The organism is Glaciihabitans arcticus, assembly GCF_004310685.1.
GTDB lineage: Bacteria > Actinomycetota > Actinomycetes > Actinomycetales > Microbacteriaceae > Conyzicola > Conyzicola arctica.
Genome location: NZ_SISG01000001.1, coordinates 1,645,186 through 1,660,297 on the forward strand (window position 1 = coordinate 1,645,186; position 15,112 = coordinate 1,660,297).

Below are 15,112 nucleotides of genomic sequence, written 5' to 3' on the forward strand. Positions count from 1 at the left end.
CCGGGTGCGCGCAGCCCTTGCCCGCGTCATCGACCCGGAGCTGCGCCGCCCGATCACCGAACTCGACATGGTCGGCGCCGTCGAGGTGCGGGATGCCGCGGCGCGCGTAGAGCTCAAACTCACGATCGTCGGCTGCCCTGCCGCGGACACCATCGAGCGCGACGTGCGCGCGGCCATCCTCTCGGTGCCCGGCATCGACGTGGCCCAGGTGGATGTCGGGGTGATGTCCCGCGCGGAGCGTGATGCGCTCACGGAGAAGCTGCGGGGCGGCCGCCCCAAGGCGATGCAGTTCGGCGCGGACACCCTCACCCGCATCATCGCGGTCACGAGCGGCAAGGGCGGGGTCGGGAAGTCGACGATGACCGCGAACCTCGGTGTGGCTCTCGCGGCGTCGGGCCTGCGCGTCGGGATCCTCGACGCCGACGTGTTCGGCTTCTCGATCCCCGGCCTGCTCGGCATCGAGGGCGTGAAGCCCACCCAGGTCGGCGAGATGATCCTGCCACCGGTCGCTCACGACGTGAAGGTCATCTCGATCGGGATGTTCGTCGACGCCCACACCGCCGTCTCCTGGCGTGGGCCGATGCTGCACCGCACCATCCAGCAGTTCCTCACCGACGTGTTCTTCGGAGACCTCGACATCCTGCTGCTCGACCTGCCGCCCGGAACCGGAGACGTCGCGATCACGATCGGCCAACTTCTCCCCCACGCCGAGGTGCTGGTGGTCACGACTCCCCAGCGCGCTGCCGCCGACGTGGCCGAGCGGTCGGCCCTCGTTGCGCGCCAGACCGGCCAACGCGTGATCGGCGTCGTCGAGAACATGGCGGGGCTGGTTCAGCCCGACGGGTCGGTGCTCGAGCTCTTCGGTTCCGGCGGGGGTACGGATGCGGCCGCGCGGCTGTCGACGCCCGATGAGACGGTCGACGTGCTGGCCGCCATCCCGATCAGTGTCGCACTGCGCGAGGGCGGCGACGTCGGGATGCCCGTGGTGCTCGCGCACCCGGACGACCCCGCGGCCCTCGCGATCACGGCCCTCGCCGCCCGTCTCGCCACCGGCGGACGCGGTCTCGCGGGCCGCAAGCTCGGCCTCTCAGTGACCTGAGCGTTAAACGACGAAAGTGCACGTGTGAAGAGTGAGCATTCGCTCTCACCCTTCACAGGTGCACTCTCGGGGGACGACTCAGAACTTGCGAGTCGGGATGCGACGGTAGCCGTCGCGCAGGGTGACGAACGCGGTGGCGACGGTCAGGGTGACGATGAGGGCGACGGTGATGAGTTCGATGGTCATTGCGGTGTTTCTTTCTCGGGGTTATCCACTAGGTATGCACCTATTCCACACCCAATAACTCTTTAGCACAATCTCATGTTTCTTAGCTAACTGTGTAGCATTGCTTCATGGATGTGCGCCGACTCGAACTGCTTCGCGAACTGGCCGAGCGAGGCAGCATCACGGCGGTCGCGGCCGCAACGAACCGCACGGCATCGGCGGTCTCGCAGCAGCTCAAGGTGCTCGAGCGGGAGGCTGGAATCGCCCTCACCGAGCGGAACGGGCGCGGAATCATTCTGACCGGTGCGGGTCGGATGCTCGCCCAGACGGCAACGGACGTCGCCATCGCCCTTGAGCGCGCAGACGCCCTCTGGAACGACTTCAAGCAGGCGCCGAGCGGCACCGTGACCCTCGCGACCTTCCCGACCGGCGGCCAGATGCTCCTGCCCGGCCTGCTCACCGCGATCGCCGGCGTCGAGGGACTCGCCCTCGTCTGCACCGACCTCGACCCGCAGCAGCCCGACTTCGGCGACCTGACCCCGGACTTCGACATCGTGCTCGCCGATTCGCGCGGCCGACTGCCCTCGTGGGCGATCCGCGGACTCGCGGTCGTTCCGCTGATGTCGGAGCCGCTCGACATCGCCCTGCCCGAGGGGCACCCGCTCAGTGCGAAGAAGTCGCTCTCGCCGGGCGACCTGATCAACGAGACCTGGATCGGGGTGCCGGTCGGCTTCCCCTACGACCGGATCCTGCGTCAGATCGAGGTCATCAACGGCTCCCCCGCGCGGGTCGAGCAGCGTTTCAGTGACAACGGCATCGTCGAGGCGGTCGTCGCGGCGGGGCACGGCATCGCCATCCTGCCGCGCTACACGACCCGCGACCACGAGAACGGGCTCGTCACCCGACCGCTCACCGGCGTGCGCACGTTCCGCCAGATCAGCGCGCTGATGCGCCCCGACCGGGCCGAACGGCCGTCGGTACGGCTCGTGGTCGAGGCCCTGCGCGTCGAGGCGGCCCGGTTCGAGGCCGAGCACACGGTCGTGCAGTAAACAGTCGTCTAGCCGCGCGGCTCCACGGTGCGCGCGAGCAACTCGGTGAGCAGTCGCTCGGTGAGCGGGGCCGGCAGGGCCGCGATGAGCGCGAGGAACGGCGCCATCCGGTCGGGCAGCCCGGGGCCGTCTCCCGCGAGCCCGATGCCCTGCAGCACGCCCCACGCGGACTCGGAATCCAGCTCGCCGATGCCGCCGAGCATCTCGGCCGGCAGCACGTCGGCGGGCGACACGGCGGACATACCGCGCACCTCGTCGGCGGCGATGCGGAGCGCGGCACTGAGATCGTCGAGCACGCCTTCGGTGACCGGCGTGATCGTGAGGTGTGTGGTCGGCGGCAGCACGGTGCCATCGCTCTGCTCGAGCCCCGGCTGCAGTTGCAGCAGCCAGCCGTGCGAGCGCACCTGGTCGGCCCAGTGGTGGGGGTCGACGCGACGCTCGGCAGGCACCGACTCGTCCGTGGCCACGGCCAGCAGCGGCCCGACGGGATGCCCCACCACGCGCAATCCGTCGATGCCGGCGATCACGGCCTCAAGGGCCCGGGTCGACCGCTCGCAGGAGGCGCCGAGCGCGGCGAACCCGTCGACGCCGAGTGCCTGCACGATGGCCCACGCCGCGGCGAGGGGTGCCGCCGACTTCGACCCGAGCATCGTCGAGTTCACGACCGGGTAGCCGGGCCATCGGGTCGTGGCGAAGTACTGGGAGCGCTGGCGGTCGCGGCTGCGCTGCAGCAGCACGGAGGCGCCCTTCGGCGCGTAGCCGAACTTGTGCAGGTCGGCGCTCAGCGAGGTGACCCCGGGCACGCGCAGGTCCCAGTCGGGCAGGTCGGACCAGAAGGGCAGCACCCAGCCGCCGATGCAGGCGTCGACGTGGCAGTCGATGCCCTGCGCGAGGGCGGCCGCGGCAACCTCGACGATCGGATCGAGCGCGGCGTGCGGGTAGCTGGGCGCCGAGACGACGACGAGCGCGACGTCCGGGCCCATCCGCTCGATCAGGGCGTCCGCCGAGACCACGCCCGAGGGCAGCACGGGAACCAGGTCGAGTTCGAGCCCGAAGTAGTGCGCGGCCTTGTGGAACGCGGCGTGCACGGTAACGGGCGCGAGAAGACGAGGCACGCCCTCACCCGTCCAGTTGTCCCGCGCCGTCTTCACCGCGAGCAGGCAGCTCTCGGTGCCGCCGGTCGTGACCGAGCCCACCACGTCGGAGTCGCCGCCGAGCAGGGATCGGGCGAACGCCACGACCTCACCTTCCATGATGGCCACCGAGGTGAAGGTCGTCGGGTCGAGGCCGTTGACGGGCTGCACGAGCCGCATCGCTGCGGCGGCGAGTTCATCGATCTCGGCGAGCCCGGAGTCATAGACGTACGACAGCACGTGACCGCCGTGGGTGGGGGCGTCGGCGGCGCGGAGCTGCTCCAGCCGCGCGAGGATCTCGGCGGGCTGTTGGGCGAAACGGGTCATGCGTCGATGTCCTTACGGCGGAGCGGGTAACGGGAGAAGGTCCAGAGCGAGAGGGCGATGAGCACCGCGGGAACCACACTGAAGCTGAGCGCGATACCGGCGACGGCCGAGTCGGACTGCCATGCGAACGAAGCACCGGTCGACTGGATGTACCCACTCGCGGCCAGCACGATCGTGAGCACCGTTGCCCCGAGTGCCATGCCCGTGGTCTCGCCCGCGGTCCAGACACCGCCGAACGTGCCGGCACTGCCGGAGCCGTGCTGCGCGGCATCGTGCGAGATCACGTCGGGAAGCATGGCCATCGGCAGGGACTGCATTCCCGCGTAGCCGGCGCCGGCGAGCGCAACCGGCAGGTAGACCCCGTCGCCCGGGGCCCACACGAGGCCGACCATGGCGAGAGCCGCTATCCCGAACAGGATCGAGGCGATGACGAACCCGCGCTCCTTGCCGATGCGGCGGGCGACGGCCTGCCAGACGGGGGCGAAGACCAGGGCGGGACCGATGAGGGCGAGGAACAGGAACGTGCCCGCGCCCTTCGACTCGAGCACCCACTGCGCGACGTACGCGGCGCCCGCGAGCATCACGCCGGTCGCGAGTCCCTGCAGCGCGAAGGTGAGTAGCAGCGCCCGGAACGGCTGGCTGCGCTTCAGCACGGCGAGCCCGTCGCGGTAGTTCTGTGCGATCGACGACGGCCGCGCCTCGGACACCGCGCCGCGGGTGGCGACGAGCGTAGACACGAGCATGCCGCCGCCGATGACGAGGCCTGCCACGATCGCCATCACGAGGTAACCGGTGTACTCGTTCTCGAACGACTCACGCAGAGCGGGTCCACCCGCGCCGAACAGCAGGATCGCGACGGTGAGAACGACCACGCGCACCGAGATGAGGCGGGTGCGCTGGTCGTAGCCGTCGGTGAGCTCGGCGGGCAGCGCGATGTACGGCACCTGGAACAGTGAGAACGCGGTCGCGGTGAGGGTGAAGGCGACGAGCACCCAGATGCCGGAGGCGACCGGGCCGATGCCTGCCGGAACCGCGAAGGTCAGCACGAAGAACACGGGAAGCGCGATGGCACCGATCACCATGAACGGCCTGCGGGATCCGGTGCGGGCGAGGCTCAGGTCGCTGCGGGCGCCGATCACGGGGTCGATCAGCACGTCCCAGATCTTCGCGATCGTGACGAGCACACCGGCCGCGAGCGGCGCGATGCCCAGGGTGTCGGTGAGGAAGAAGACCAGCACGAGCCCGGGCAGTGTGGCGAACCCGCCCGTGCCGAGCGAGCCGATGGCGTAGGTGGCGATGGTCCTTCGGGAGAGCACACGCTCCGATGCGGTCATATCCGGAGCCTAGTGGCCTCCCGAGGTTCTACACTCGACCCATGTCCGGAACCACGATCCACCGGTCGCTCGCCGCAGAGCTCGTCAACGGCCTCTCCGCGTCCGGCACGGCAACAGTCCCCGTCATCGCACCGTTCACGGGTGAGGTGCTGCACGAGCTGCCGCTCTCGTCGGCCGCCGACGTTGCGGATGCGGCATCTGCCGCCCGCGTTGCGCAGCTCGCCTGGCGGGCCGCCGGCTTCGCGCACCGCCGTCGTGTGCTGCTCAAAGCGCACGACCTGCTGCTCGCGCAGAAGGACGTCCTGATGGACGCCGTGCAGAGCGAGACCGGCAAGACCCGCGGCCAGGCTTTCGAGGAGATCTTCAGCGGCGCCTCGGTCACCCGCTACTACGCGGTCGCCGCAGCATCCTTCCTGCGCACGCGTCGCCGTCGCGCCGGCATCCCGCTCGTGCTCCAGACGCGCGTGAGCTACAAGCCGAAGGGCGTCGTCGGCGTCATCACGCCGTGGAACTACCCGCTGTCGCTCTCGCTCATGGACGTCATCCCGGCCCTCGCCGCAGGCAACGCCGTGGTGCAGAAGGCCGACAACCAGGGGGCGCTGTCGATTCTCGCCTCGCGCCGCGCGTTCATCGAGGCCGGAGTTCCCGAGGCGCTCTGGGCCGTCGTCGCCGGAGACGGCAACGAGATCGGCAATGCCGTGGTCGACGCCGCCGACTATGTCTGCTTCACCGGTTCCACCGCGACCGGCACCCGTGTCGGCGAACGTGCCGCCGCTCGCCTCATCGGGGCGTCTCTCGAACTCGGCGGCAAGAACCCGCTGATCGTGCTGGATGATGTGAATCCGGCCAAGGCCGCCGCGAACGCCGTCTACTCCTGTTACTCCTCGATGGGCCAGCTCTGCGTCTCCATCGAGCGCATCTACGTGCAGCGCTCGGTCGCCGAGGCCTTCACAGCCGCCTTCGTCGACCGCGTGGCATCCCTCAAGCAGGGCGCAGCCTTCGATTTCTCGACGGATGTCGGTTCCCTCACCTCCGCCGCGCAGCTCGAGCGCGTGCAGGCGCATGTCGACGACGCTGTCGCGAAGGGTGCGCGTGTGCTGACGGGCGGCGCACCCAGGCCGGAACTCGGTCCGCTGTTCTACGCGCCCACCGTTCTCGCCGACGTCACCGACGACATGCTCTGCATGAGCGCGGAGACGTTCGGGCCGGTCGTCGCCATCCACGTGATCGATTCGGTCGAGGAGGCGATCGCCGCCGCGAACGACACCGAGTACGGCCTCAACTCCTCGATCTTCAGCGCCTCACGCTCACGCGCCCGCCGGGTCGCTGACGCGATCGACGCCGGGAGCGTCAACATCAACGAGGGCTACCGGGCGTCGTTCTCGAGTGTCGATGCCCCCATGGGCGGAATGAAGAGCTCGGGTCTCGGTCGCCGTAACGGACGAGAGGGCCTGCTGCGCTTCGTCGAGAGCCGCACGGTCGCCGAATCCACCGGGCTGCTCACGCTGCCGCGCACGGGCGCCGAGTTCGCCGCCATGACGGGGATCATGCTCACGCTGCTGGGAGCGCTCAAGCTGATCCGTCGCCGCTGATCGAGTGACGCCAAGATTTTATGCTGAGCCTGCCGAAGTGCGGGCCGAGCGCAGCCGAGGCTAGGTGGCCTCGGAGTCGAACGGCGCCGGCCGTCCCTCGCGCTCGAACCGCTGGCGTTGTGCGTAGGCACCCTCGATCGGGGCAGCCGCCGGGGTTATCACGGGTGCAGCCTCGTCGTCGATCAGCGCCTCGCGGATGATGCGACGCGGGTCGTACTGGCGCGGGTCGAGCTTCTTCCAGTCGACCTCGTCGAAGTCGGGGCCCATCTCCTCGCGCATGCGGTCCTTGGCGCCATTGGCGAGGTCGCGCAGGCTGCGGGTGAGCCGCGCGAGCTGCGAGGCGTAGTACGGGAGCCGGTCGGGTCCGAGCAGGAAGACGGCGATGATCGCGATGATCAGCAGCTTCTCGAACGTCAACCCAAAGGACACTCGTTCAGAATAGTCGGCTGAAGCCCCGCGCCCGCTTAGTGTTAGCTCGAACAAGGAGCAACACCGTGGCAGGAAAAGAATCCAGCTGGAAATTCGCAGAGGATTACGTCGTCGAACGCGAGGACATCGCGCTCGCACGCCAGCAGTCGGTCGAGATCGGCGTCGACCCCGTCTCCCCGGCGACCGGAGCCCAGCTGGCCGCCATTGCGGCCGCCACGGGAGCGAAGCGCATCATCGAGATCGGCACCGGCGTCGGTGTGAGCGGGCTCTGGATGTTCGTGGGCGCCCCGACCGCAGAACTCACCTCGATCGACTCCGAGCTCGACCATCACCAGCTCGCCAAGGCTGCTTTTCTCGCCGGCGGCGTGCCCGCGAACCGCGTGCGCCTGATCGCGGGACGCGCCCTCGAGGTCCTCCCCCGCATGAACGAGTCGAGTTACGACATCGTGCTGATCGACGCCGACCCGCAGAACATCATCGAGTACGTCGAGCACGCCCTGCGCATGGTGCGTCCGGGAGGATCCGTGCTCATCCCGCACGCGCTGTGGCGCGGCCGTGTGGCCGACCCGACGCAGCGCGACGACACGGTCACCGAGCTGCGTACGCTGCTGCAGGAGATCGCGGCATCCGATGCCGTCATCAGTGCACTGTCACCGGTCGGAGACGGACTGCTCCACCTGGTGAAAATCGCCGATTGAACGGCTGAGCAAGTCAGGCGCTGGCTGCGACTACGCCGGCGAGGGCGTCGTGAAGCTCTTTGGCTTCTGCGTCATTGACGGAGACGACGAGGCGTCCTCCGCCTTCGAGCGGGACGCGAACAATAATGAGGCGTCCTTCTTTGACAGCCTCCATCGGCCCGTCTCCGGTCCTCGGCTTCATGGCTGCCATGAGAAGTCCCCTTTCATAGGTACCTGTCCATTATCGACCATGAAGCGGCATCCGAAAAATCGAGCACTTTCTCGCGCGCGCCCGGTTGACAGATCACGGTTGATGCATCACGGCGGCGTCCAGTCATATCCGTCGACAAACCAGGCGATGTACACCCAGCCCACCTGGCCGGCGATGGAGAGCACCACCAGCGCCCAGCGGTAGATCGCCGAGCGGGGCTGCGCGAGGGCGCCCCAGAGCGGGAAGATCGGCACGAGCAGGCGGAATGTGCTCGACTGCGGGAAGAACACGGCGAGCAGGTAGAGCAGATAGCTGCCGCTCCAGAAGCGCAGGTCGGGGCCGAGGCGTCTGCCCCACGGCGAGAACAGCAGGACCGTGAATCCAACCAGGAACCCCACGGCGAGCGGCACCACGAGCTCGAATCCCGCCCGCGGCCCCCAGAAGCCGGCGGCCTGGATCCACGGCGAGAACGGCACGAGCTCCCCCCAGCCGACGTACGAGGATCGCCAGGCCAGCTCGGTGTCGGTGTAGGCCGTGAACGAGCCGGTCACTCCCCATGCAATGAGCAGCCAGGTCACGCCCATCAGCGCGCTGAACATCCCGATGGAGAGGGATGCCACGATCTCACGCAGGGGGAACGGATCGCGCCCCCGCGTCATGAACCGATGGATCACGTGCAGCAGCAGCGCAAGGGCGAACGCGAGGCCACTCGGCCGCGTCAGCGCCATCACGGCGACGACCGGGAACATCATCCCGTACCGACGCTGCAGGAGCAGGTAGAGCGCGAGGGTCAGGAAGAACGCGTGCATCGATTCGGCGTACGCGACCTGCAGGATCGGCGACAGCGGGGCGAAGCAGAACAACACGGTTGCGAACAGCGCCGTGCTGTCGGAGAGCACAAGAGCCATGAGCTTGTAGAACAGCAGGGCAGTGCCTGCCGCGAAGCCCACCGAGATGGCGACGGCGGCCACGTCGAACGGAAGTCCCGTGAGCAGCATCACGAAGCGCACCACGATCGGGTAGGCCGGCATAAATGCCCACGCGTTCTCGGTCACGTGCCCGGCGGCATCCATCGGGAGCTCGGTCGGGTAGGCGGACATGGCGACGATGAAGTACCAGTGGCCGTCCCAGAGGCGGGCGAAGTCGAAGTAGTCGGGGCTCGGTCCGGTCCAGGCGTTGAGCGGCTGGCGCTCGGCGAAGAACAGCAGGATGCCCGTGGTGACCGCCCGCGAGGCGATGAAGATCACCAGGACCCTGAGCCACCACGGAGTCAGGCGGTACCTGACGAGCAGGTTCTTTCGCGTTAGGAGGCCGTCAGCCACGCCCGCAGCCCCTGCTCGCACGACGTGATCTGCTCGATCGCGACGCGCTCGTCGTCTGCGTGGGCTTTGAGCGGGTCGCCGGGGCCGTAGTTCACGGCGGGGATTCCGAGGGCGGAGAAGCGGGCCACGTCCGTCCAGCCGTACTTCGGCTTCGGGGCGTCGCCGCCGACCGCAACCACGAATTCCTGCGCGAGCTTCGCGTCGAGACCGGGGCGGGCGCCCTCGGCGAGGTCGACAACCGTCACGTCGTAGCCGTCGAAGAGTTCGCGCAGGTGCGCGATCGCCTCCTCGCCGCTGCGACTGGGCGCGAAACGGTAGTTGATGTGCACCATCGCCTCATCCGGGATGACGTTGCCGGCGACGCCGCCGCTGATCCCGACGGCGTTGAGGCCCTCGCGATAGGTGAGACCCTCCACCTCGACCTCGCGTGGCGTGTATCCCGCCAGTACGCCCAGGATGCCCGCGGCATCGTGGATCGCGTTGTGACCCACCCAGGAGCGCGCGGAGTGCGCGCGCTTGCCGAACGTGCGCACCTCGATGCGGGCGTTGCCGTTGCATCCGCCCTCGATCTGGGCGTTGCTCGGCTCGCCGAGGATCGCGAAATCGCCCTGCAGCAGCTCCGGGTTGTTGCGGGCGAGGCGCTCGAGGCCGTTGAGGTCGGCGGAGACCTCCTCGTGGTCGTACCAGAGCCAGGTCACGTCGACGTTCGGCTCGGTGAGCTCGAGAGCGAGCTTGAGCTGCACGGCGACCCCGGCCTTCATGTCGACGGTGCCGCGGCCCCACAGGTACTCGACCCCGTCTTCGGTCTCATACCGGGTCGGCACGTTGTTGTTGATCGGCACGGTGTCGATGTGGCCGGCGATCACAACCCGCTTCGCGCGACCGAGATTCGTGCGGGCGATGATGAGGTCGCCGTCGCGCAGGATCTCGAGGTGCGCAGCACCGCTCAACGCATCCTGAATCGCATCGGCAATGACTTTCTCGTCACCCGACACCGACTCGATGTCGCAGAGCTGCCGGGTGATGTCGATGGACGTGGCGGCGAGGTCGAGTGTCGGCATGGGTCAAGTTTATCGTCGGTACTCTTGGAGCATGACTCGTGCTGCCTGGGGTTACGGCCTCTCCACCATCTCCGCCGACGGAACCGTGCTCGACACCTGGTACCCGTCGCCCCGTCTCGGAGAGGTGCCCGCGGGCGTCGACCCGCACATCGCGCCGGCCGAGCTCGAGGACTTCATCACGACCGACGCGCGCCGGGCCGTGCGGGTCGACTTCGTGACGGTGACGATTGATCTGGATGCCCCGCCCGCCTCCACCGCGGACGCCTACCTGCGCCTGCACCTCCTCAGCCACCTGCTCACGCCCCCGAACTCGCTCAACCTCGACGGCATCTTCGCGCACCTCCCGATCGTCGTGTGGACGACAGCGGGACCGGTGCACCCCGACGACTTCGCGTCTCTGCGGGCGTCGCTCAAGCGAGCGGGCATCGCCGTGCAGGGCATCGACAAGTTTCCGCGCCTGCTGGATTACGTCACCCCCGCGCGCGTTCGCATCGCCGACGCCGCCCGCGTGCGCCTCGGCGCGCACCTCGCGCCCGGCACCACGGTCATGCATGAGGGATTCGTCAACTTCAACGCGGGAACCCTCGGCACCTCGATGGTGGAGGGACGCATCTCGCAGGGCGTCGTCGTCGGCGACGGTTCGGACATCGGCGGTGGCGCGTCCATCATGGGCACGCTCTCCGGCGGAGGCACCCAGCGGGTCGCGATCGGTGAGCGCGCGCTGCTCGGCGCGAACTCGGGCATCGGCATCTCGATCGGCGATGACTCGGTCGTCGAGGCCGGCCTCTACGTCACGGCCGGCACGAAGGTGCGCGTGGTGGGCACGGACGACACCGTAAAGGCCGTGACGCTGTCGGGCGTCCCCGGGCTCCTGTTCCGCCGCAACTCCCTCACGGGCGCCGTGGAGGTCCTGGCCCGCTCAGGCGACGGCGTGGCCCTCAACGAGGCCCTGCACGCCTGAGGCGGCGCCTAGCGCTCAGGCCAGGCGCGCGCGGCTTCGCCGACGTAGAGCTGCTGGGGGCGGCCGATCTTCGTGGCGGGGTCGATGTTCATCTCGCGCCAGTGGGCGATCCAGCCCGGCAGGCGTCCGATCGCGAAGAGCACGGTGAACATACGGGGCGGGAAGCCCATCGCCTTGTAGATGACGCCGGTGTAGAAGTCGACGTTCGGGTAGAGCTTGCGCTCGGCGAAATAATCGTCGGCGAGGGCGACACCCTCGAGTTCCTTGGCGATGTCGAGCAGGTCATCCTGGATGCCGAGGGCGGCGAGCACCTCATCGGCGCTCTCCTTGACCAGGGTCGCGCGCGGGTCGAAGTTCTTGTAGACCCGGTGGCCGAAGCCCATGAGTCGCACGCCCTCTTCCTTGTTCTTGACGCGCTCGACGAACTTCTCGACGCTCTCGCCCGAGTCCTTGATCTCCTGCAGCATCTTGAGAACCGCCTCGTTGGCGCCACCGTGCAGCGGGCCGTAAAGGGCATTGATGCCTGCGGAGATCGAGGAGAAGATGTTGGCCTCGGTGGAGCCGACGAGGCGCACCGTCGAGGTCGACGCGTTCTGCTCGTGGTCTTCGTGCAGGATCAGCAGGCGGTCGAGGGCCTTGGAGAGCACCGGGTCGACCTCGTACGGCTCGGCCATATTGCCGAAGTTCAGCTTGAGGAAGTTGTCGACGAACGACAGCGAGTTGTCGGGGTAGAGGAACGCCTGGCCGAGGCTCTTCTTGTGAGCGTAGGCGGCGATGACCGGCAGCTTGGCGAGCAGGCGCACGATCGACATCTCGACCTGCTCGGGGTCGCGCACGCTGAGCGATCCCTCGTAGTAGGTCGACAGGGCCGATACGGCCGACGACAGTACCGACATGGGATGCGCGTTGTGCGGCAGCGCATCGAAGAAGCGACGCAGGTCTTCGTGCAGCAGCGTGTGGCGGCGGATCTTGTCGTCGAATTCGGCGAGTTCATCCGGCGTCGGCAGCTGCCCGTAGATGAGCAGCCACGCGACCTCGAGGTAGGTGCTGTTCTTGGCGACATCCTCGATCGCGTATCCGCGGTAGCGCAGGATTCCCTCATCGCCGTCGATGTAGGTGATCGCACTCTTCGTCGAGGCGGTGTTCACGAAGCCCTGGTCGATGGTCGTGAAGCCTGTCTGCTTCATAAACGTCGAGATGTCGATGCTGTCGCGGCCATCGGTTCCCCGGATGATCGGGAACTCGGCGGAGCCACCGGGAAAGTGCAGCGTGGCCTTGTCGTTTCCTGCGGCAATGTCATTCACGCCTACAGCTTATTCGGTGGGGGTGGCTACTGTCGCATCCACCAAAGCCCCCGGGATTCAGTTGGAGGTCTGCGCCAGTCGTGCTAGCGCGGCGTCAATCCGCTCATCGGTCACCGTGAGGGCGACGCGAACGTGCTGCGTGGTGTCGGCGCTGTAGAAGGAGCCGGGGGTGACGAGGATGCCCAACTCGGCCATGCGGGCAACCGTCGCCCAGCAGTCCTCCCCCGCGGTGGCCCACAAGTACAGGCCTGCCTCGCTGTGGTCGATGCGGAATCCGGCAGCCTCGAACGCGCCGAGCAGGCGCGTGCGACGATCGAGGTAGATGGCGCGCTGTGCGGCCACGTGCGCGTCGTCACCGAGCGCGGCGACCATAGCGGCCTGCACGGGAGCGGGCGGCATGAGCCCCGCATGCTTGCGCACCGCGAGAAGCTCGCCGACGAGGTTGCTGCAGCCTGCGACGAAGCCCGCGCGATATCCGGCCAGGTTGGACTGCTTGCTGAGCGAGTAGACGGCGAGCACCGAATCGCGGTCCCCGTCGATGACGCGCGGGTCGAGGATCGACGGGGTCGGCAGTTCGCCCTCCCAGGCGAGTTCCGCGTAGCACTCGTCGCTCACGATGATCGCCCCGAGCTCGCGCGCGCGGGCGACGGCACGCTTCAGGAAGTCCACATCGAGCACGCGTCCATCGGGGTTGCCGGGGGTGTTGAGCCAGACGAGGCGGGTGGCTTCGGGCCACTCATCCGGACTATCAGATGACACTACGGATGCCCCGGCCAACGCTGCCCCCACCGCATAAGTCGGGTACGCAACGGCGGGCTGCACAACAACATCGCCGGCGCCGATCCCGAGCATCTGGGGGAGGGAGGCGATGAGTTCCTTCGACCCGATGGTCGGTAGCACGTGGTCGACGGTGAGATCGGTGACTCCGCGGCGACGGGCGTACCAGGACACGATCGCAGAGCGCAGCTCGACGGTTCCGGCGGTCTGCGGGTAGGCGTGGGCGTCGGTGGCGGCGGTGAGTGCGTCGCGGATGACCGCGGGGGTCGGGTCGACGGGAGAGCCGACCGAAAGGTCGACGATGCCGTCGGGGTGCGAACGCGCGACATCACCGAACGGGACGAGGGCGTCCCAGGGGAAGTCGGGCAGCTCGAGCGGCGTGCGAGGCACGCTACTGGGCGTTCTGCAGCGGGAGCGCGAGGATGAGTGCGTGATCCGTGTGGATCACGCCGATCTTCGCCGCTCCTCCGGGAGACCCGACCTCTTCGAAGAATTCGACGTTCGCATTGTAGTAGTCGGCCCACTCTTCGGGCACGTCGTCTTCGTAGAAGATCGCCTCAACGGGGCACACGGGCTCGCAGGCGCCGCAGTCGACGCACTCGTCGGGGTGGATATAGAGCATGCGGTCACCCTCGTAGATGCAGTCGACGGGGCATTCGTCGATGCACGCGCGATCTTTGAGATCGACACAGGGCTGGGCGATGACGTAGGTCACTGGATCGAGGATCCTTTCACGGCGGGTACTGTCCCAATCTTAGTGGAGGCTCTCGGACGCAACCTGGGCCAGGCCAGCACCACGAAGGTCACGGCGACCGGTGCGATGGTCCAGATGAGGCCCCAGACGTTGTCGGGCACCACAACCGAGCCGCCCGCGGTAGGGCTCGAGATGAAGGACATCGCGCCGAGGAAGCCCGCTGCGGCAACGGCGGGCAGCACACGGGTGTCGAAGGTGATGCGCAGGCCGGCGATCAGGGCGACGGCGCTCAGGATCGCGAGGACTAGACCCCAGGGAACCTGTACATCGCCCACGAGAACGCTCGACTGGTGGATCGCGGTCATCAGCAACCCACCCGCAGCCCCGAGCAGCAGCGAGAAAAACACGGCGCTGATCTTCGTGAACAGCGTCTGGTCGCGCCACGCGGTGCTCTCCCGCGCCGGCGGGCGAATGCGACGGAAACGCTCGGCCGAGCCAGCCGGCTCGATCGCGAAGAACGGCACGCGCAGCACCTCGGCGGCACGTCGAGCAGCCTGATGGGTGCGCAGATAGTCGGGATGTCCCTGCCCACCCCACTCGTTGTAGCTCAGCACCACCTGCGGTCGTACCGCCTCGATCACTGTTGCCACGTCCGCGGCGACCTCGCCGAAGGGCGCGGCGACGAGGGATGCCGGGCCTGTCTCCTCGTAGCGACGGGGCGCCTCGTCAGCCCAGCGCGCGCCGGCATCGCCGAGCCAACGGTGGTCACTGACGCCGAGGGAGCTGAGGGCTTCCGCGAGCGCCGCCTCGCGTGCCGGGTCGGAGGGGCGCGCCGTGGTGAGTGCCGTCACGCTAGACACCGAGGCAAGCAGCGACGCGACCGTGCCCCCGGGAGAGATCGACTCATCATCGGGGTGGGCGTGCACGAACAAGACCCGCTCGACGTCGTTCATCTGGACAGCATAAGCAGATCGGAG

The 15,112-nt window shown here is 68.1% G+C and carries 15 protein-coding genes; 5 read left to right on the top strand and 10 right to left on the bottom strand.

Going from position 1 to position 15,112, the window contains the following annotated elements; translation table 11 throughout:
* Positions 1-4 precede the first annotated feature (4 nt).
* Positions 5-1,099, top strand: coding sequence for an Mrp/NBP35 family ATP-binding protein (locus EYE40_RS07920; protein WP_240034758.1), 1,095 nt, complete (start codon positions 5-7; stop codon positions 1,097-1,099).
* Positions 1,100-1,392: 293 nt separating this feature from the next.
* On the top strand, positions 1,393-2,313 hold the full coding sequence (locus EYE40_RS07925) for a LysR family transcriptional regulator (protein WP_130981441.1): 921 nt from the start codon (positions 1,393-1,395) through the stop codon (positions 2,311-2,313).
* 8 nt (positions 2,314-2,321) lie between these two features.
* On the opposite strand, the gene EYE40_RS07930 is transcribed toward EYE40_RS07925, so the two are convergent.
* On the bottom strand, positions 2,322-3,773 hold the full coding sequence (locus tag EYE40_RS07930; RefSeq protein WP_130981442.1) for a pyridoxal phosphate-dependent decarboxylase family protein: 1,452 nt from the start codon (positions 3,771-3,773) through the stop codon (positions 2,322-2,324).
* The gene (locus EYE40_RS07935; protein ID WP_130981443.1) at positions 3,770-5,107 is read right to left on the bottom strand and encodes an MFS transporter; all 1,338 of its coding nucleotides are present in this window, start codon (positions 5,105-5,107) and stop codon (positions 3,770-3,772) included. Before EYE40_RS07935 ends, EYE40_RS07930 begins: the two co-directional genes overlap by 4 nt.
* Positions 5,108-5,148: 41 nt before the next feature.
* On the opposite strand from EYE40_RS07935, the gene EYE40_RS07940 reads away from it, so the two are divergent.
* Positions 5,149-6,699 (top strand): succinic semialdehyde dehydrogenase, encoded by a 1,551-nt coding sequence (locus tag EYE40_RS07940; RefSeq protein WP_130981444.1) that lies wholly within the window; start codon positions 5,149-5,151, stop codon positions 6,697-6,699.
* A gap of 60 nt (positions 6,700-6,759) precedes the next feature.
* Here EYE40_RS07940 and EYE40_RS07945 read toward each other — a convergent pair whose 3' ends face one another.
* On the bottom strand, positions 6,760-7,128 hold the full coding sequence (locus EYE40_RS07945; protein WP_130981445.1) for a twin-arginine translocase TatA/TatE family subunit: 369 nt from the start codon (positions 7,126-7,128) through the stop codon (positions 6,760-6,762).
* 65 nt (positions 7,129-7,193) lie between these two features.
* Here EYE40_RS07945 and EYE40_RS07950 point away from each other — a divergent pair, with 65 nt between their 5' ends.
* Positions 7,194-7,826, top strand: a complete 633-nt coding sequence (locus tag EYE40_RS07950; RefSeq protein WP_130981446.1) for an O-methyltransferase — start codon at positions 7,194-7,196, stop codon at positions 7,824-7,826.
* A gap of 13 nt (positions 7,827-7,839) precedes the next feature.
* On the opposite strand, the gene EYE40_RS07955 is transcribed toward EYE40_RS07950, so the two are convergent.
* From EYE40_RS07955 to dapE, 3 genes are all read right to left on the bottom strand, one after another.
* Positions 7,840-8,016, bottom strand: a complete 177-nt coding sequence (locus EYE40_RS07955) for a DUF3117 domain-containing protein (protein ID WP_130981447.1) — start codon at positions 8,014-8,016, stop codon at positions 7,840-7,842.
* Between the two features lie 107 nt (positions 8,017-8,123).
* The gene (locus tag EYE40_RS07960; RefSeq protein WP_240034759.1) at positions 8,124-9,338 is read right to left on the bottom strand and encodes a hypothetical protein; all 1,215 of its coding nucleotides are present in this window, start codon (positions 9,336-9,338) and stop codon (positions 8,124-8,126) included.
* Entirely contained in the window at positions 9,320-10,399 is a 1,080-nt protein-coding gene (gene dapE / locus EYE40_RS07965; RefSeq protein WP_130981448.1) for a succinyl-diaminopimelate desuccinylase, read from the bottom strand. Before dapE ends, EYE40_RS07960 begins: the two co-directional genes overlap by 19 nt.
* 31 nt (positions 10,400-10,430) lie before the next feature.
* Between dapE and dapD the strand changes: the two genes are divergently transcribed.
* Positions 10,431-11,360 (top strand): 2,3,4,5-tetrahydropyridine-2,6-dicarboxylate N-succinyltransferase, encoded by a 930-nt coding sequence (gene dapD / locus EYE40_RS07970; RefSeq protein ID WP_130981449.1) that lies wholly within the window; start codon positions 10,431-10,433, stop codon positions 11,358-11,360.
* Between the two features lie 8 nt (positions 11,361-11,368).
* Here dapD and EYE40_RS07975 read toward each other — a convergent pair whose 3' ends face one another.
* The 4 genes from EYE40_RS07975 to EYE40_RS07990 are packed head-to-tail and all read right to left on the bottom strand — an operon-like array spanning position 11,369 to position 15,088.
* Positions 11,369-12,664 (bottom strand): citrate synthase, encoded by a 1,296-nt coding sequence (locus EYE40_RS07975; RefSeq protein ID WP_193554493.1) that lies wholly within the window; start codon positions 12,662-12,664, stop codon positions 11,369-11,371.
* Positions 12,665-12,721: 57 nt separating this feature from the next.
* Positions 12,722-13,831, bottom strand: a complete 1,110-nt coding sequence (gene dapC, locus EYE40_RS07980) for a succinyldiaminopimelate transaminase (protein WP_130981450.1) — start codon at positions 13,829-13,831, stop codon at positions 12,722-12,724.
* Position 13,832: 1 nt separating this feature from the next.
* The gene (fdxA, locus tag EYE40_RS07985) at positions 13,833-14,156 is read right to left on the bottom strand and encodes a ferredoxin (protein WP_130981451.1); all 324 of its coding nucleotides are present in this window, start codon (positions 14,154-14,156) and stop codon (positions 13,833-13,835) included.
* The gene (locus EYE40_RS07990; RefSeq protein WP_161972364.1) at positions 14,153-15,088 is read right to left on the bottom strand and encodes a PIG-L family deacetylase; all 936 of its coding nucleotides are present in this window, start codon (positions 15,086-15,088) and stop codon (positions 14,153-14,155) included. Before EYE40_RS07990 ends, fdxA begins: the two co-directional genes overlap by 4 nt.
* Between the last annotated feature and the right edge of the window lie 24 nt (positions 15,089-15,112).

Excerpts from the sequence above, each read along its gene's own strand:
- EYE40_RS07940 (WP_130981444.1), top strand. The coding sequence starts at position 5,149 with ATGTCCGGAACCACGATCCACCGGTCGCTCGCCGCAGAGCTCGTCAAC.
- EYE40_RS07990 (WP_161972364.1), bottom strand. The coding sequence starts at position 15,088 with ATGAACGACGTCGAGCGGGTCTTGTTCGTGCACGCCCACCCCGATGAT.
- EYE40_RS07955 (WP_130981447.1), bottom strand. The coding sequence starts at position 8,016 with ATGGCAGCCATGAAGCCGAGGACCGGAGACGGGCCGATGGAGGCTGTC.
- EYE40_RS07925 (WP_130981441.1), top strand. The coding sequence starts at position 1,393 with ATGGATGTGCGCCGACTCGAACTGCTTCGCGAACTGGCCGAGCGAGGC.
- EYE40_RS07935 (WP_130981443.1), bottom strand. The coding sequence starts at position 5,107 with ATGACCGCATCGGAGCGTGTGCTCTCCCGAAGGACCATCGCCACCTAC.
- dapE (WP_130981448.1), bottom strand. The coding sequence starts at position 10,399 with ATGCCGACACTCGACCTCGCCGCCACGTCCATCGACATCACCCGGCAG.
- dapD (WP_130981449.1), top strand. The coding sequence starts at position 10,431 with ATGACTCGTGCTGCCTGGGGTTACGGCCTCTCCACCATCTCCGCCGAC.
- EYE40_RS07930 (WP_130981442.1), bottom strand. The coding sequence starts at position 3,773 with ATGACCCGTTTCGCCCAACAGCCCGCCGAGATCCTCGCGCGGCTGGAG.